The sequence below is a fragment of the Pseudomonas sp. A25(2017) genome (assembly GCF_002001065.1).
Classification (GTDB): domain Bacteria; phylum Pseudomonadota; class Gammaproteobacteria; order Pseudomonadales; family Pseudomonadaceae; genus Aquipseudomonas; species Aquipseudomonas kilonensis.
This window is the reverse complement of record NZ_MUOA01000073.1, coordinates 91123-108602: the sequence shown is the minus strand read 5'-3', so window position 1 is coordinate 108602 and position 17480 is coordinate 91123. Positions and strand designations below refer to the sequence as shown.

Below are 17480 nucleotides of genomic sequence, written 5' to 3'. Positions count from 1 at the left end.
CCGCAGCTCTACCAGCCAACACCAGCCCCTGTGGCGAGGGAGCAAGCTCCCTCGCCACAAAAGCCCGAAGCCTCAGGACGAAAGGATCAGTGCGCCTCGTCCCAGTTATTACCCACGCCCACTTCCACCAGCAGCGGCACGTCCAGGGTGGCGGCGGCGCTCATGTGCTGGCGGATTTCCTCACGGACTTGATCGACCAGGTCTTCACGCACTTCCAGCACCAGTTCGTCGTGTACCTGCAGGATGACCTTCGCATCCAGCCCGGACGCCGTCAGCCAGCGATCCACAGCCACCATGGCTTTCTTGATGATGTCGGCCGCCGTGCCCTGCATCGGCGCGTTGATGGCGGTGCGCTCGGCGCCTTTGCGCAGGGCCGGGTTTTTCGCGTTGATGTCGGGCAGGTACAGCCGGCGACCGAAAATGGTTTCGACAAAACCTTGCTCGGCCGCCTGGGCGCGGGTGCGCTCCATGTACGCCAGCACACCCGGGTAGCGGGCGAAGTAGCGGTCGATATAAGCCTGGGACTGTTTGCGATCGACGCCGATCTGCTTGGCCAGGCCGAACGCGCTCATGCCGTAGATCAAGCCGAAGTTGATCGCCTTGGCGCTGCGGCGCTGGTCCAGGGTGACGGCTTCCAGCTCAACGCCGAAAACCTCGGCCGCGGTGGCCCGGTGCACGTCCAGGTTATGGCGAAACGCATAGAGCAAGCCTTCGTCCTTGGCCAGGTGCGCCATGATCCGCAGTTCGATCTGCGAGTAGTCCGCCGCCAGCAGCTTGTAGCCTTTCGGCGCGACGAACGCCTGGCGGATGCGTCGGCCTTCGGCCGTGCGGATCGGAATGTTCTGCAGGTTCGGATCGATGGACGACAGGCGCCCGGTCGCGGCGACGGCTTGCTGATAATTGGTATGGACGCGGCCCGTGCGGCTGTTGATCTGTTCCGGCAGGCGATCGGTGTAGGTGCTCTTGAGCTTGCTCAGCGAGCGGTACTGCATCAGCACCTTGGGCAGCGGGTAATCCTGCTCCGCCAGCTCGGCGAGCACCGCTTCGGCGGTAGACGCCTGGCCCTTGGCGGTTTTGCTGAGCACCGGCAAGCCGAGCTTTTCGTACAGGATCACGCCCAATTGCTTCGGCGAGCCCAGGTTGAATTCCTCGCCGGCGATGGCAAACGCCTCACGCTCCAGCGCCACCAGTTTCTCGCCCAACTCGACACTTTGTACGCCCAGCAGGTTGGCATCGACCAGCGCACCCTGGCGCTCGATGCGCGCCAGGACCGGCATCAGCGGCATTTCGATGTCGTTGAGCACCGTGCCCAGGCTTGGCGTGGCGGCCAGCTTTTCCTGCAGTGCCTGATGCAGGCGGAAGGTCACGTCGGCGTCTTCGGCGGCGTAAGGACCCGCCAGTTCCAGGGATATCTGGTCGAAGGTCAGCTGCTTGACCCCTTTGCCCGCGATGTCCTGGAAATCGGTCTTGCTCTGGCCCAGGTACTTGAGCGCCAGACTGTCCATGTCGTGGCGGGTCGCGGTGGAGTCCAGCACGTAGGATTCAAGCATGGTGTCGAAGGCGACGCCCTGGACCAGGATGCCGTTGTTCTGATCGCCACCGATGGCGCAGTTGGCCAGGATGTTGGTTTCGAACTTGGCGTGCTGGCCGACCTTGAGCTTGTTCGGGTTTTCCAGCAGCGGCTTGAGTGCCTTGAGCACTGTGTCGCGGTCCAGTTGCTCCGGCACGCCCATGTAGGAATGGGTCAGCGGGATGTAGGCCGCCTCGAAAGGGGCCACGGCGAACGACAAGCCGACGAGTTGCGAATGCTGGGCATCGCCGCCATTGGTTTCGGTGACGAAGGCAAACAGCGGTGCTTTGTCCAGTTTGGCCAGCCACGCGTCGAAGCGCGCCTGATCGAGGATGACCTCGTACTTGGCCTCGGCAGCGCCGGGCTGTTCTTCGGCAACGTCGACGATCTCCTGGCCGGCACGCTTGGCGTCCCGCTGGTTGTCTTCGAACCAGCTCTTGAACTCCAGCAGCGTGTACAGCTCAGCCAGTTTCTCGTGATCGGGCGTGCCCATTTGCAAGTCGTCGAGGCCGACATCCAGCGGTACGTCGGTCTTGATGGTCGCCAGCTCGTAGGAAAGCAACGCCATTTCCTTGTGCTCTTCGAGCTTGGCGGCCAGGGTCTTGGCGCCACGGATCGGCAAGGTGGCGACGATGTCCAGTTGCGCATACAGCTCGGTCAGGCCGCCATTGACGCCCACCAGCAGGCCGGAAGCGGTCTTCGGTCCGATCCCCGGAACGCCTGGGATGTTGTCGGACGAATCGCCCATCAATGCCAGGTAATCGATGATCTGCTCGGGAGCGACGCCAAACTTCTCCTTCACGCCAGCCACGTCCAGGGCGCTACCGGTCATGGTATTGACCAAGGTAATGTGCCCGTCGACCAATTGCGCCATGTCCTTGTCGCCGGTGGAGATCACCACCGGACGGTCGGCCGCCGCGCTGCTGCGGGCCAGGGTGCCAATCACGTCATCGGCTTCGACGTTGTCCACGCACAGCAGCGGGAACCCCAGGGCCTTGACGCTGGCATGCAGCGGCTCGATCTGCACGCGCATGTCGTCGGGCATGCTCGGGCGGTTGGCCTTGTATTCGGCGTACAGCTCATCGCGAAACGTCCCACCCTTGGCGTCGAAGACCACGGCGAACGGACTGTCCGGATACTGCTTGCGCAGGCTCTTGAGCATGTTCAGCACGCCCTTGACCGCACCGGTCGGCAGGCCCTTGGACGTGGTCAGCGGTGGCAGCGCATGAAAGGCGCGGTACAGATAAGAAGAACCGTCCACCAGGACGAGGGGAGCTTGGCTCATGAGCAGGATCAACCTTTTCGGCGGGTCCGGGGCTAGAATAGCGGGACCGTTGACGACAAAGGGACAAGGTTATCATGCGTACACTCAATCGCCTGTTACTGGCTGGCTTGTTTGCAATCACCCCGCTGGCCGTCATGGCGGCGGACGACGCACCTTCGGCAGACCCGGACGTCACCATCCGCACCGAAGGCGATAAAACCATTCAGGAGTATCGGCAAAACGGATTTTTGTACGCGATCAAGGTCACGCCCAAGAATGGCAAGCCTTATTTCCTGGTGCGTGCCGACGGTACCGATGCAAACTTCATCCGCTCGGACCAGCCGGATATGCTGATCCCTTCGTGGAAAATCTTTGAGTGGTAGTACCACTCTGCACTTCAACCGGCGCCCGCTGAAGGGCGCCCGTACTGGCAGTTTTAACCATGTCTGTGTTCACGCCCCTGGCTCGGCCCGAGCTGGAAACCTTTCTCGCCCCTTATGGGCTTGGCCGCCTGCTTGATTTCCAGGGGATCGCCGCCGGCAGCGAAAACACCAATTTCTTTATCAGCCTGGAGCAGGGCGAATTCGTCCTGACCCTGGTCGAGCGCGGTCCGGTGCAGGAAATGCCGTTCTTCATCGAACTGCTGGACGTGCTGCATGACGCCGACCTGCCGGTGCCTTACGCCTTGCGCACCACCGACGGCGTCGCGCTGCGGGAACTGGCGGGCAAGCCGGCGCTGTTGCAACCGCGCCTGGCCGGCAAGCACATCAAGCAGGCCAACGCCCAGCACTGCGCCCAGGTCGGCGAGTTGCTGGCGCATCTGCACTTGGCTACCCGCGACAACATGATCAAGCGCAAGACCGATCGCGGCCTGGACTGGATGCAGGAGGAGGGCGCCCAGCTGCTTTCGCACCTCGACGCCGAACCGCGTCGGCTGCTCGAGGCGGCGCTGGATGAAATCTCGTTGCAGAAGGTCGGCATCCTGGCGCTGCCGCGCGCCAACATCCACGCCGATCTGTTCCGCGACAATGCGATGTTCGAAGGCACGCACCTGACCGGGCTGATCGACTTCTACAACGCCTGCTCCGGGCCGATGCTGTATGACGTCGCCATTGCCTTGAACGACTGGTGCTCGGACGACGACGGCGTGCTCGATGGCGCCAGGGCGCGGGCGCTGTTGGGTGCCTATGCGGCACTGCGACCGTTTACCGCCGCCGAGGCGCAACTGTGGCCGACCATGCTGCGCGTGGCGTGCGTGCGGTTCTGGCTGTCGCGGTTGATCGCCGCTGAATCCTTTGCCGGGCAGGATGTGTTGATCCACGATCCGATGGAGTTCCAGCAGCGCTTGGCGCAGCGGCAGACGGTTCACACAGTGTTGCCTTTCGCCCTCTAAACAGCATCGCGGGCAAGCCTTGCTCCCACAGCAGTAAGCGACTTTTCCTGTGGGAGCAAGGCTTGCCCGCGATGAAGGCGATGAAATCTTTCAGAAATCGAATCGCCTATGTCGCGAGCAAGCTTTGCTCCCACAGGGCTATAGCGACTCCAGGCACCCCGCCAGATCATTGCCCAATTTCTCCAACAACTGCTCATACCCCTGCGCCGTCGCCGGGGTATAGCCGCCCAGCGCATCGAGCTCCGCCAACTTCACCGGCAACCCGGCCACCAGGGTTTCGGCCAGGCGCGGGCGCAGGGGCGGTTCGCTGAAGACGCAGGTCTTGCCCACCGCCTGCAAGCGCGTGCGCATCGCCGCCACATGCTGGGCACCGGGCTGGACTTCGGCGGCCACGGCGAACACCCCGGCGTGCTTGAGGCCGTAGTGGTCTTCGAAATAGTCGAACGCCTCGTGGAACACAAAATACGGCTTGCCTGCGACCCCGGCCAGACGCGCCTTGAGGCGTGCGTCCAAGGCATCGAGACGCTGGTTGAAGCCCTTGAGGTTGCTTTGATAGCGGGCCGCATTGGCCGGATCCGCCGCACTCAGGTCAGCCGCCATCTTGGCGGCGATCACCCGCGCATTGAGCGGCGAGAGCCACAGGTGGGCATCCACGGTGCCGGGGCGATGGTCGTGATCGTGTTCATCGGCGTCATGGTCATCATCTTCGTGGGACGCGCTGTCCTGGGCGAAGTGACGCAACTTGAGCCCGGGCAAATCCTGGATGGCGACGGAGGGCTGCTTGCGACCGTTGAGCACCCGCGGCAGAAAGCCTTCCATATCGGGGCCGATCCAATACAGCAGGTCCACCGACTGCACCTTGCGTACATCCGATGGCCGCAACGCATAGTGATGCGGCGAAGCCCCTGGCGGCAGCAACACCTCTGGAACGGCCACGCCGTCCTGCACGGCGGCGGCAATCAGTTGCAACGGCTTGATGCTGGTGAGCACCTTGACGTCGGCCTGGGCCGAGCTGATCAGTAGAAAACTTGCGACAAAAGCGACAAAGAGCGAAAAAAATCGGGACACGATGACCACTCGTAGAGGCGAGAACGGGTAACATAATAACGTCTCTCACTAAACTCGTCGCTGCCCATGCCTATTACCCCCCTTGCCAGTCGCCCCCACGATCACTCCCACTGCGTGCACAGCGCGCTGTCCGAGGCCGACGCCATCTGCGCGCGCCAAGGGTTGCGCCTGACCGCCCTGCGTCGGCGCGTGCTGGAATTGGTCTGGCAAAGCCACAAGCCACTGGGCGCCTACGACATCCTCGCGGTGCTCAGCGAGCAGGACGGCCGCCGTGCCGCGCCGCCAACGGTCTACCGGGCGCTGGATTTCCTCTTGGAAAACGGCCTGGTGCATCGCATTTCGTCGCTGAACGCCTTCGTCGGCTGCAACCACCCGGAGCACGCCCACCAAGGCCAGTTCCTGATCTGCCGCGAATGCCACGCCGCCATCGAGCTGGAACAGAAGTCCATCAGCGATGCCATCATCGCCAGCGCCAAGGACGTCGGCTTCGTGGTCGACACCCAGACCGTCGAAGTGGTCGGTCTCTGCTCCGGCTGCCAGGGGGCCTGATGAGCAATGCGTTGATCCGCCTCGAACAGGTGGCCGTGACGTTCGCCGGGCAGAGCGTGCTGGACAACATCCACCTGAGCGTCGAGCCGGGGCAGATCGTGACCTTGATCGGCCCCAACGGCGCCGGCAAGACCACCCTGGTGCGCGCCGTGCTGGGTTTACTCAAGCCCGACAGCGGCAGTGTCTGGCGCAAGCCCAGGTTGCGCGTCGGCTACATGCCGCAAAAACTCCACGTCGACCCGACGCTGCCACTGTCGGTGCTGCGCTTCCTGCGCCTGGTGCCAGGCGTGGACCGCGCACGCGCCTTGGCCGCACTCAAAGAAGTCGGCGCCGAACAGGTGATCGACAGCCCGGTGCAAAGCGTGTCCGGTGGCGAGATGCAGCGCGTATTGCTCGCTCGCGCCCTGCTGCGTGAGCCTGAGCTGCTGGTGCTCGACGAGCCGGTGCAAGGGGTCGATGTGGCGGGGCAGGCCGAGCTGTACAGCCTGATCACGCGCCTGCGCGACCGCCACGGCTGCGGCGTGCTGATGGTCTCCCACGACTTGCACCTGGTGATGAGCACCACCGACCAGGTGGTCTGCCTCAATCGCCATGTCTGCTGTTCCGGGCATCCCGAGCAAGTCAGTGGCGATCCGGCCTTCGTCGAGCTGTTCGGAAAAAACGCACAAAGCCTGGCGATTTATCACCACCACCATGACCACGCCCATGACCTGCATGGTTCGGTGGTCAGTGCCCCTTCTGCTTCCAATCATGTTCATGGAGATGGCTGCAAGCATGGCTGATTTTCTGTTGTACGCCCTGCTCGCAGGCTTGGCACTCGCCCTGGTAGCCGGCCCCCTGGGTTCGTTCGTGGTCTGGCGGCGCATGGCCTATTTCGGCGACACCTTGTCCCACGCAGCGTTGCTCGGCGTGGCCTTGGGGTTTCTGCTGGACGTCAGCCCGGCGGTGGCGGTGACCGTTGGCTGCCTGTTGCTGGCGGTGGTGCTGGTGACCTTGCAACACCGCCAACCGCTGGCGTCCGACACGCTGCTGGGTATTTTGGCGCCGAGCACCCTGTCCCTCGGGCTGGTGGTACTAAGCTTCATGCATGACGTGCGGATTGACCTGATGGCCTATCTGTTCGGCGACCTGTTGGCGATCAGTCCGACGGACCTGTCGTGGATCCTCGGCGGTAGCGCCGCGGTGCTGCTGTTGCTGGTGGCGCTCTGGCGGCCCTTGCTGGCCGTCACCGTGCACGAGGAACTGGCCCGGGTCGAAGGCCTGCCCGTACTGGGCTTGCGGCTGGCGCTGATGCTGCTGATTGCGGTGGTCATCGCGGTGGCGATGAAAATCGTCGGGGTGTTGCTGATTACTTCATTGCTGATCATCCCGGCGGCTGCGGCACAGCGTCACGCCCGCTCACCCGAGCAGATGGCCCTGGGCGCGAGCCTGCTGGGCATGCTCGCAGTGTGTGGCGGCCTGGCACTTTCCTGGTTCAAGGACACCCCGGCCGGCCCGTCGATCGTGGTCAGCGCCGCCGCGCTGTTTCTGCTGAGTTTTGTCCTGCCTCGTCGAGGGGTGTAGACTTGCTCGCTTTTTGCGCAAATAGAGAGTCGCAGGAATGAAGCCGTTCGCCTCCCGTTATCTGCTCCTTGTCGCATTTTCCCTGCTGCTGGGCGCCTGCCAGAGTACACCGCCGGTCATCCAGGCCCCCGATACGCGGGGCCCGGCCATCGCGCAGCTCGAGCAAAGCCTTGCCAGCAATGAGCTGGCCACCGCCGAAGACCAGTTGGCCGCCTTGCAAGCCCAGTCGCCCGAAGACCGGTCGCTGGAACCCTATCAGCGGCAACTGGCCGAGGCGTATTTGCGCCGCAGCCAGATCGACCTGCAAAAAGGCGATGTAAACGCCGCCGCCACCGCCCTGAGCCGTGCCCGAGCGTTGATGCCCAAGGCCCCGGCCCTCACTGGCGAGGTCAACAGCGCCATTGCCGAAGCGCGCAAGGCCGACCTGGAAAAAGCCGAGGCCGACCTCAAGGCCGCCGAAGCCAAACCGGTCGCCAAAGTGATCGACCCGAGCGCCCCCAGCACCACGGTTGCGCTCAACCTCGCCGATATACAGCAAATGCGTCGACAACTGGATGCCATCGCCGCCGACGTGGTGAATTATCAGTGTGACGTCAGCATCCAGGCGCCGCGTACTGATGATTATCCTTGGTTGGCGACGTTGCTGAGCAAGCGGGTCAAGAAACTTGATCCGGGGTTTGATTTGAAACTGCAGAAGCAGATTTTGCGCAGTGTGTCGGCGCAGATGGTGCTGACACCTCGCAAACCCTAAAAGCATCGCGGGCAAGCCTTGCTCCCACAGGGCAATTCCCATAGGTCAATGTGTTCTCTGTGAGATCTGACCCTGTGAGAATTGACCCTGTGAGAGCTAACACCTGTGAGAGTTGATCCTGTGAGAGCTAACACCTGTGAGAGTTGATCCTGTGAGAGCTAACACCTGTGAGAGTTGATCCTGTGAGAGTTGATCCTGTGAGAGCTAACACCTGTGAGAGTTGATCCTGTGAGAGCTAACACCTGTGAGAGTTGATCCTGTGGAGCTGATCTGTGGGAGCAAGGCTTGCCCGCGATAGCGCCCTACCAGACAACAAATCTCTTTAGGCCGGAACCGCCTTGGCCTTTGGCTCCCGCGCCCAAACCCGATGCTGAGCAATCGCGTCAAAAAACGCCTTGAACTTGCTGGCATCCACATCCGCAATCAACCCCGCATCCACCTCCAGCTTCAACTCCACCAACAACTGCCGGGCCTCACCATGAAGCCCAATGGCTTTCAGATGCTTGTAGGCCTCCAGCACGTAATGCAACGCCACGCCGTCGCGACTCAAGGCCTTGATCGACTCCGCCCCACCCGGCACGAACACCGCGTCAAAGGCAATCGACGGCAACCCTTCCATGGACGCATCCACCGCCAGCGTTTTCCCATTGGCCGTGGTCACCGGTGCGGAGGTCGGCCCCAGCACTTTGGCGTGGGCGCCCTCGGTCTTCAGGGCTTTCTTGAGCGCATCGATGATCGCGCCATCGACACCGTTAGCCACCAACACTGCCACTTTTCGCGTCTTGATGTCGCCGGACAGCAGGTTCGCCTGGCTCAAGGCCGGAGATTGCTCCAACGATGGCGTTGGCACATCGACGGTGCCAGCGGTGGGCGCCGGCAACCCGAGGTTTTTCGCCACTCGCCCGGCCAGCTCCAGGTCGATATTGGCGAGGATCTCATTGACCTGCCGCGCCCGGATGAACTCACGCTCCACCTTGCCCAGCTCGAAGCTGTAGGCAGCAATGATGTGCTCCTGCTCATGAGGGCTCATGCTCTTATAGAACAACCGCGCCTGGGAGAAATGATCACCGAACGAATCGCTGCGTTGGCGGATCTTGTAGGCGTCGATGCGCTCTGGGTAACTTTCGAAGCCGCCATCTTCCGGGCCGGGCAGGGTTTCCTTCGGCCAGCCGCCGTCGATGGAGTTCGGCTCGTAGGACGCACGCCCCTTGTCGATGGTGGTGCGGTGCATCGCATCGCGCTGGCCGTTGTGTACCGGCGTGATCGCCCGGTTGATCGGCAGCTCATGAAAATTCGGCCCACCGAGTCGGCTGATCTGCGTATCGGTGTAGGAAAACAGCCGCCCTTGCAGCAACGGGTCGTTGGAAAAATCGATGCCCGGCACGATATGCCCGGGGCAGAACGCAACTTGCTCGACCTCGGCGAAGAAATTGTCCGGGTTGCGGTTCAGCACCATCTTGCCCAAGGGCGTGATGGGCACCAGCTCCTCAGGGATGATCTTGGTCGGGTCGAGCAGGTCGAAGTCGAATTTGTGCTCGTCTTCCTCGGCGACAACCTGCACGCCGAATTCCCATTCCGGGTAGTCGCCCATCTCGATCGATTCCCAGAGATCGCGACGGTGGTAGTCCGTATCTTTACCCGCCAGTTTCTGGGCTTCGTCCCACACCAACGAGCAGGTGCCGACGGTAGGGCGCCAGTGGAATTTGACGAAGCTGCTTTTGCCTTCGGCGTTGATCATGCGGAAGGTGTGCACACCAAAACCCTGCATCGCACGTAGGCTTTTTGGAATGGCCCGGTCAGACATTGCCCAGATCACCATGTGAGCCGATTCCGGCACCAGCGAGACAAAATCCCAGAACGTGTCGTGGGCCGAGCCGCCTGTAGGAATTTCGTTATGGGGCTCGGGTTTTACCGCGTGGACAAAGTCCGGAAACTTCACCGCGTCCTGAATGAAAAACACCGGCATGTTGTTGCCCACCAGGTCGAAGTTGCCTTCGTCGGTGAAGAACTTCACCGCAAAGCCACGCACGTCCCGCACGGTGTCGCCGGAGCCGCGTGGGCCTTGCACAGTGGAAAAACGCACGAACACCGGGGTTTTCTTGCTCGGATCTTGTAGGAAACCGGCCTTGGTCAATGCCGAATGCGCGTCATAGCTCTGAAAATAACCATGGGCGCCGGTCCCACGGGCGTGGACGATGCGTTCCGGGATACGCTCATGGTCAAAGTGCGTGATTTTTTCACGCATGATGAAGTCTTCCAGCAACGAAGGGCCGCGGGGGCCGGCGCGCAGGGTGTTCTGGTTATCGGCGATCTTCACGCCCTGGTTGGTACGCAACGCCTGTTCGGTGGCGTCGGAGCGAAACTGTTCCAGGCTCTCGAGCTTGGCGTTGGTGTTGCCGCGATCCAGCGTGTCGGTCCCGGCCAGTTGGCTCTTGTTGACCGTGGGCTTTTTGGTACTCATCAGACATGACTCCTCTTTGCAATCCCCGCCATGGCCGGGACTCTTGAGTTCGATACCGCAGGTTCGGCACCTGGGCATTTTCGAGTGGCCTAATGAGTGACCGACGCCGTTTGGCCGTGTTCCTTTTTTATGGCCTTTGATCGCGTTATTGCCAAATGACAGGTCTGATCGCAAATAAATGCTAAGAACCTCTATACGGACAGGCTAAAATGCGCGCCCGGCTAACCGCTGATCCTTTTCCAACGCGCCCCACAAGGTTCGCTACGTGATCGAGTTTCAAGACGTCCATAAAACCTACCGAGTCGCCGGTAGGGATATCCCCGCCCTGCATCCGACCAGTCTGACGATTGAGAACGGTCAGGTCTTCGGCCTGATTGGCCATTCCGGTGCGGGAAAAAGTACCCTGCTGCGCCTGATCAATCGCCTGGAAGATTCCACGGGCGGCAAGATCATCGTCGACGGCGAGGAAGTCACCGCCCTGGACGCCAGCGGCCTGCGCCGCTTCCGCCAGCAAGTCGGGATGATTTTCCAGCACTTCAACCTGCTGGCGTCCAAGACCGTGGCCGACAACGTGGCGCTGCCACTGACGCTGGCCGGCGAATTGTCCCGCAGCGAAATCGACCAGCGCGTCGCCGAGTTGCTGGCGCGGGTGGGCCTGTCCGACCACGCCCGCAAATACCCGGCGCAACTGTCCGGCGGCCAGAAGCAGCGCGTCGGCATCGCCCGCGCCCTGGCGACCAAACCCAAGATCCTGCTGTGCGACGAGGCCACCAGCGCCCTCGACCCACAGACCACCGCCTCGGTGCTGCAACTGCTGGCGGAGATCAACCGCGAACTGAAGCTGACCATCGTGCTGATCACCCATGAAATGGACGTGATCCGCCGCGTTTGCGATCAAGTGGCCGTGATGGACGCCGGCGTGATCGTCGAGCAAGGCCCGGTGGCCCAAGTGTTCCTGCACCCCAAGCACCCGACTACCAAGCGTTTCGTCCAGGAAGACGAGCAGATCGACGAAAGCGAACAGCGCGACGATTTCGCTCACGTCCCCGGGCGCATCGTGCGTCTGACGTTCCAGGGCGACGCGACCTACGCGCCGTTGCTCGGCACCATCGCCCGGGAAACCGGCGTGGACTACAGCATCCTGGCCGGTCGTATCGACCGCATCAAAGACACCCCCTACGGGCAACTGACCCTCGCCATCACCGGCGGTGACATGGAGGCGGCGTTTGCCCGCTTCACCGCGGCCGATGTCCACATGGAGGTGCTGCGCTAATGGAACTGTTGAATTCGTTCTTCTCCAACATCGACTGGCTGGAAATCTGGCTGGCGACGGGCGACACCTTCCTGATGCTGTTCGGTTCGCTGCTGTTCACCGTGCTGCTCGGCTTGCCCCTGGGCGTGTTGCTGTTCCTGTGCAGCCCGCGCCAGTTGCTCGAAGCCCGCGGCGTTTATGCGCTGCTGTCGCTGATCGTGAACATCCTGCGTTCGCTGCCGTTCATCATCCTGTTGATCGTGATGATCCCGTTCACGGTATTGATTACTGGCACCTCGTTGGGCGTAGCCGGAGCGATCCCGCCACTGGTGGTCGGAGCCACACCGTTCTTCGCCCGCCTGGTGGAAACCGCCCTGCGCGAAGTCGACCGCGGCATCATCGAAGCGACCCAAGCCATGGGCGCAACGACGCGGCAGATCATCGTCAACGCCTTGCTGCCGGAAGCCCGCCCAGGCATTTTTGCAGCGATTACGGTGACAGCGATTACGCTGGTGTCCTACACGGCCATGGCCGGGGTGGTCGGCGCCGGTGGTTTGGGCGACTTGGCAATCCGCTTCGGCTACCAACGCTTCCAGACCGACGTCATGGTGGTCACGGTGGTGTTGCTGCTGGTGCTGGTGCAGGCCCTGCAAACCGTGGGCGACAAGTTGGTTGTGCATTTCTCTAGAAAATAAGGCCTCGCGGCCAATAAACCATGAGCCGGCCATTCGCTGGCAGGCGCCAAGAGCAGGCGCCTCAAAAGGAGTTAGCTGAATGAAGAAACTACTGGTTGCCTTCGCTGCCGCCGCAGCGTTTTCCGCCCACGCCGCCGACACCCTGACCGTCGCGGCCACCCCGGTCCCGCACGCGGAAATCCTCGAATTCGTCAAACCGGCATTGGCCAAAGAAGGCGTGGACCTCAAGGTCAAAGTCTTCACCGACTACATCCAGCCGAACGTACAAGTTGCGGAAAAGCGCCTGGACGCCAACTTCTTCCAGCACCAGCCGTACCTGGATGAGTTCAACAAGGCCAAGGGCACGCACCTGGTGAGCGTGGCCGGTGTGCACCTGGAACCACTGGGCGCGTACTCCAGCAAGTACAAGGCACTGACAGAACTGCCGGGCGGCGCCAACGTGGTGATCCCGAATGACGCTACCAACGGCGGTCGTGCGCTGTTGTTGCTGGCTAAGGCTGGGGTGATCAAGTTGAAGGATTCGAACAACATCCTGTCGACTACCAAGGACATCACCGAGAACCCGAAGGATTTGAAATTCCGTGAGCTGGAAGCGGCGACCATTCCGCGGGTGCTGACCCAGGTGGACCTGGCGTTGATCAATACCAACTATGCGTTGGAGGCGAAGCTTGATCCTTCCAAGGATGCGTTGGTGATTGAAGGGAGTGATTCGCCTTATGTGAACATCCTGGTGGCCCGTCCGGACGACAAGGACAGTGCGGCGATGAAGAAGCTGGTGGCTGCGTTGCACAGCCCGGAAGTGAAGGCTTTTATTCTTGAGAAGTACAAAGGCGCGGTTTTGCCGGCGTTTTGATCTGATCGGGTGGTGAAAAAAACGGGGCTGCGTGGGAATGCAGGCCCGTTTTTTTATGCTCGGAAATGTGCGGCGTCACGGAAAGGCCCGCAAGATCACGGGCTAACGCGGATCAACGTTATCCAACACCCGATTCGCCAGCAATGAACTCAATTCGATCAATTGCTGGATGCCGAGAAGGATGTGACGACGCGGACCTTCCAGGTCGAAAGCCAGGTTGCTGACCATCGCGTCGGCTGCCGCCAGGGTTTCGCTTAGGTTGGCGAGGAGGGATTCGTTGTCGGCGTTTTTTGCGACGGTGAAAAGTTGGCCCGGTTGGGACCCATTTTCGGACTTTTCCGGTTTTGGTAGCAGGTAGTAATCCAAGGCGCGATTGGTGGCTTCGTCGTGTTTCTTGGCTTTGGATTTGGTTCGCGGGGAAGCTTGGTCCGCCTCTGGCGGATTCGGTGTAGGTTTAATCATGTGCTTAAGTCCTATAGGTGAAGCCGCAACCCTCTAGCTACTAAACAAGGGGTGGCAGCTGTACGCAGGTTAGTAGACCGGGGACTTAGCAAGCCGGCGCGCCCGAGAGCGCCCTGCGCACAACCGCCATCAAATACAGGCATGGAGATACCTGACTGATAGAGCTTTGCACCTTACTAAATACCTCGGGCTACTAAACCCGACCACTGATGGGCAGTGGCAGGGAAACGATAGAACCCAGGGACAAGGCGCACAAGCGGGCGGATTCTGGCGTAGTTGTAGGCAATGGCGCAAGGATGTGTAGCTTGAGGGAAGGACCACGCCAGCGGAATAAACAGGGCTTATTTTGGCCCGTAAATTGGGGCTAGACGGGTTTGCGGTTAGGGTTTGAAGTGGATGATGCGGCTTAGTCTGTAGGCATTTTTCGGGGAGGGTGGGGGGCTGCTTTGCTGCCCAGCGGGAGCAAGCTCTCATGGAACAAATTGCAACCATGTGATTTTTAAGGCTGGAAATACATGTCGATCGTTCCCACGCTCCTGCGTGGGAATGTCGCCAGGGACGCTCCGCGTTCCGCTTCTGGAAGGTGACGCAGAGCGTCACGGGATGCATTCCCACGCAGAGCGTGGGAACGATCAAAAACGCAAGCACTTGATTTTCTATAACAAATTCCAGGTCAAGGCTGCACGGTAGCGAGAATGTTCAATTTCCACTGAAAATGTGGTTGCCCAGAATCCATGGCCAACTATCAGACCGCCTTCGCGAGCAGGCTCGCTCCCACAATTGGACCGAAGTACGACCGGAAGAGCCAGGTCGGCTACTAGGCCGCCTCGGCGTGGACGTTGATCTCGGCGCCCCGTTAACCACGATGGCCGAACGCAGGCATTGCGCAGTGGGCACCTCGGCATGGATGCCGAGGTAGCCGCGCTGGGCCATGGATGGCCCTTCGCGGCGGCCCACGGAGCAATGCCGGAGTGAGGGCATGCCGAGCCTAAGCGAGGCACCAAGTGGTGGGGCAAAGCGCTTTTGGTTACTTTTGGCGCTCTTCCAAAAGTGACCCGCCGTCAGGGCGGAACCCTAAGTGGCCGTTACCGCAGCGATGGATATGTACTCGGCCATAATCCTGGCCAGCTGTCAGACTGACTTCGTGAGCAAGCTCCTACCCAAAAACTCAGATATCTGATCTTCTAAATAGATTCCAAGGCGCAGGTTACACAGTGGCGAAAGGGTTCACTCTCCTATACGTGGTCACAGCATGCTATGCCAACAACGACTCCACGCCGATACCGTGTGGGCCGCTCTCTCTCTCGGGTGCGAACACGCCAGTGATCACTGCGGCCTCTGTCCTGCGCGCACCTCCTATCTGAGGCCGAATAATTGTTTGCTGCGCGACAGCGCAGCGTCGAAGACGCGGCGGGGGCTCCCTCGACACATTTGACCGGCTTGGGGATTCGGCGAGGGCGGCGGGAACGACCCAGCCTTTTTCAGCAATCACTTGCTCCCGAACCCCTATCAGCATTTGCCCATTGTTCGGGCCGAATGAACCCTAGGATCTGCTTCATTGTTCTACAACCCCCATGATAAATTCCCGCCGCGACCTCTAATGAATAGAGGGCATTCAGGGAGTGAAATGAATGATCAAGTCTTTGTTGGTTGGGGCATTGCTGGCAATGGCATCAGCATCGGCATCTGCGATGAGTTGCGATAACCCTAGAAACGCCTATGACAGAACCTATTGCGCGTCGCTGAAAATGGTCCAGTCGGATCAGGACATCAATGATCAATACAAGAAGACGATGAGTGCGCTGAACCCGGATCAAAAGAAAAAAGTGAAAGCCGCTCAAATCCAGTGGATCAAAAATCGTGACAGCGCCTGTTCCAACGATGGCCTGCTCTACCTGGACTGTGCCAACGAGAAGACCGAGGCACGTATCGTCATACTCAAAGCTGTCGAGCGCGAGTGCCGTGCTGCCGGTTGCGACGACGCCAAGCTGTCGCAAGTCGAGTAACCCGTAAACAACTTGCCCTCGCTGAAAAACCCGACGTAACGCGTCGGGTTTTTCTTTGGCGGGTTCACCCGCTACCACGGCTCGACGCTTCGCAGCCCAGCGGGAGCAAGCTCCCTCGCCACAGGGGGGTTGTGTTCCTGCATAGCGTTTGGGGATAAATCCCCTCGTCACAGTAATTCAGTTGTTTACGGTAATGGCAGGGTGCCACAATCGTTTTTTGTCGCGTCATAACCAGGTGGTTCAAATGGATGGCCCAAGATTGCGCAATGGCCAGGATTTTGTAATAGCCGAGCAGGTGCGCACTGACCGATTGCAGCAACTGTTTCGCCAATCCGTTTCTGCGGTTTTTGGTAGTTACCTGGCTGCCATCATGCTGAGTTGGCTGTGTTGGGATCGTTTTGAGCACGGCGCTATTTTTTGGTGGATGGTCATCCTGACCGCATCGACGCTGTTGCGTATCGCGATGTTCATTACCTATTTCCGCAGCGACGAAAGTCAGCGCACGCCTCAACAGTGGGAGCGCAAATACTGGGTCACGCTGGTGCTATCCGCCAGCATCTGGGGCGGCGGGGCGTTCGTTCTCATGCCGGCGGACGATCTGTTGTCACAGGCGTTGGTCATGCTCTTTACGGTCGGCATGTCCGTCAGCGCGGTGTCCTGCTACTCGGCTTACCGCGATATGACACTGGTCTCCATTGGCGTGGTGTTGTTGCCGTGCACGATCTGGCTGCTGTTTCAACCGTCCCCGATTCAAGTCGGCATGGCCCTTTCGATTCTGGTGTTCACGGCATTTGCGGCCCGCGCCACGCACAAAATGTCCCAGGCACTGGAAATCGCCTTTCGACTCACCCGTGAAATGGAACAGGCCAACAGCATTTCAACCCGCGCCGCTCAAACCGATGAACTGACCGGCCTGAAGAGTCGACGGGCGTTTTTCGAGCATGCCCAGCAGCTTTACAACGAATGTAAGGCCAAGCGGCAAGGCTTGTGCGCGGTCATGTTGGACATGGATCACTTCAAGCACATCAACGACACCTACGGCCATCAGGTCGGCGATCAGGTTTTGCGCCAGATGGGAGCGGTCATCAGTTCGTCGTTTCGGGCAACGGATATCCACGGTCGGCTCGGTGGTGAAGAGTTCGCCATTCTGCTCCCGGACACGTCCATTGGGGTTGCCACCCAGATTGCAGAACTGCTCGTCGATACGATTGCAGGTTTGATGATCGAGCCTGTCCACTGCATATCAGCCAGCCTCGGCGTGGCATCGACGGAGGCCTGCAACAAGGATCTTCACAGCTTGATGAACGATGCGGATAAAGCCCTGTATCGGGCGAAGGCGCTGGGGCGTAATCGAGTGGCTGTTGCTTAGTCGGGTTGGCTTTGCATCATCAGTCGGAATTTGATCGTTCCCACGCTCTGCGTCACTTTCCCAAAGCGGAACGCGGAGCGTCCCAGGCGGCATTCCCACGCAGAGCGTGGGGACGATCGAAACCCATCATTCTGCTTATGAATTTCCCTCTCTTTGAAGCCCTGCAATTGCGCTGTTCCTGCTGATCCCCTCTAGCACCTCCTTCCCCTTGGCTCACCTCGCGG

15 protein-coding genes are annotated in these 17480 nt (G+C 60.5%); 11 read left to right on the top strand and 4 right to left on the bottom strand.

Annotated features, from left to right (window positions below; all coding sequences use genetic code 11):
- Positions 1–86: 86 nt before the first annotated feature.
- Positions 87–2855, bottom strand: coding sequence for a DNA polymerase I (gene polA / locus B0E42_RS18325; RefSeq protein WP_018602769.1), 2769 nt, complete (start codon positions 2853–2855; stop codon positions 87–89).
- A 74-nt stretch (positions 2856–2929) separates the two neighbouring features.
- Between polA and B0E42_RS18320 the strand changes: the two genes are divergently transcribed.
- Positions 2930–3217, top strand: a complete 288-nt coding sequence (locus B0E42_RS18320) for a DUF2782 domain-containing protein (RefSeq protein ID WP_018602771.1) — start codon at positions 2930–2932, stop codon at positions 3215–3217.
- A gap of 59 nt (positions 3218–3276) precedes the next feature.
- Entirely contained in the window at positions 3277–4227 is a 951-nt protein-coding gene (locus B0E42_RS18315; protein ID WP_018602772.1) for a homoserine kinase, read from the top strand.
- 138 nt (positions 4228–4365) lie between these two features.
- On the opposite strand, the gene znuA is transcribed toward B0E42_RS18315, so the two are convergent.
- Positions 4366–5295 (bottom strand): zinc ABC transporter substrate-binding protein ZnuA, encoded by a 930-nt coding sequence (gene znuA, locus B0E42_RS18310; protein WP_018602774.1) that lies wholly within the window; start codon positions 5293–5295, stop codon positions 4366–4368.
- A gap of 66 nt (positions 5296–5361) precedes the next feature.
- Here znuA and zur point away from each other — a divergent pair, with 66 nt between their 5' ends.
- Genes zur through B0E42_RS18290 form a run of 4 tightly spaced genes read left to right on the top strand, consistent with a single transcriptional unit; the run spans position 5362 to position 8158 of the window.
- Positions 5362–5844, top strand: coding sequence for a zinc uptake transcriptional repressor Zur (gene zur / locus B0E42_RS18305; protein WP_018602776.1), 483 nt, complete (start codon positions 5362–5364; stop codon positions 5842–5844).
- Positions 5844–6626: a zinc ABC transporter ATP-binding protein ZnuC gene (gene znuC, locus B0E42_RS18300; RefSeq protein ID WP_018602784.1), complete on the top strand. Its 783-nt coding sequence runs from the start codon at positions 5844–5846 to the stop codon at positions 6624–6626. Before zur ends, znuC begins: the two co-directional genes overlap by 1 nt.
- On the top strand, positions 6619–7407 hold the full coding sequence (znuB, locus tag B0E42_RS18295) for a zinc ABC transporter permease subunit ZnuB (RefSeq protein ID WP_003196213.1): 789 nt from the start codon (positions 6619–6621) through the stop codon (positions 7405–7407). Before znuC ends, znuB begins: the two co-directional genes overlap by 8 nt.
- A 37-nt stretch (positions 7408–7444) precedes the next feature.
- Positions 7445–8158: a PA5502 family lipoprotein gene (locus B0E42_RS18290; protein WP_053184772.1), complete on the top strand. Its 714-nt coding sequence runs from the start codon at positions 7445–7447 to the stop codon at positions 8156–8158.
- Positions 8159–8480: 322 nt separating this feature from the next.
- Here the strand turns inward: B0E42_RS18290 and katE are convergent, their stop codons facing one another.
- Positions 8481–10697, bottom strand: coding sequence for a catalase HPII (gene katE / locus B0E42_RS18285; RefSeq protein WP_256578320.1), 2217 nt, complete (start codon positions 10695–10697; stop codon positions 8481–8483).
- Between the two features lie 187 nt (positions 10698–10884).
- Between katE and B0E42_RS18280 the strand changes: the two genes are divergently transcribed.
- The 3 genes from B0E42_RS18280 to B0E42_RS18270 all read left to right on the top strand — a co-directional run bounded on the left by B0E42_RS18280 (position 10885) and on the right by B0E42_RS18270 (position 13419).
- On the top strand, positions 10885–11892 hold the full coding sequence (locus tag B0E42_RS18280) for a methionine ABC transporter ATP-binding protein (protein ID WP_018602793.1): 1008 nt from the start codon (positions 10885–10887) through the stop codon (positions 11890–11892).
- Positions 11892–12566, top strand: coding sequence for a methionine ABC transporter permease (locus tag B0E42_RS18275; protein ID WP_053184762.1), 675 nt, complete (start codon positions 11892–11894; stop codon positions 12564–12566). Before B0E42_RS18280 ends, B0E42_RS18275 begins: the two co-directional genes overlap by 1 nt.
- 79 nt (positions 12567–12645) lie before the next feature.
- Positions 12646–13419, top strand: coding sequence for a MetQ/NlpA family ABC transporter substrate-binding protein (locus tag B0E42_RS18270; RefSeq protein ID WP_053184759.1), 774 nt, complete (start codon positions 12646–12648; stop codon positions 13417–13419).
- 102 nt (positions 13420–13521) lie between these two features.
- Here B0E42_RS18270 and B0E42_RS18265 read toward each other — a convergent pair whose 3' ends face one another.
- The gene (locus B0E42_RS18265; RefSeq protein WP_053184756.1) at positions 13522–13881 is read right to left on the bottom strand and encodes a DUF6124 family protein; all 360 of its coding nucleotides are present in this window, start codon (positions 13879–13881) and stop codon (positions 13522–13524) included.
- Positions 13882–15512: 1631 nt separating this feature from the next.
- On the opposite strand from B0E42_RS18265, the gene B0E42_RS18260 reads away from it, so the two are divergent.
- Both B0E42_RS18260 and B0E42_RS18255 read left to right on the top strand, forming a co-directional pair.
- Positions 15513–15887, top strand: coding sequence for a lysozyme inhibitor LprI family protein (locus B0E42_RS18260; protein WP_033062452.1), 375 nt, complete (start codon positions 15513–15515; stop codon positions 15885–15887).
- Between the two features lie 244 nt (positions 15888–16131).
- On the top strand, positions 16132–17256 hold the full coding sequence (locus B0E42_RS18255) for a diguanylate cyclase (RefSeq protein ID WP_077506981.1): 1125 nt from the start codon (positions 16132–16134) through the stop codon (positions 17254–17256).
- Positions 17257–17480 lie beyond the last annotated feature (224 nt).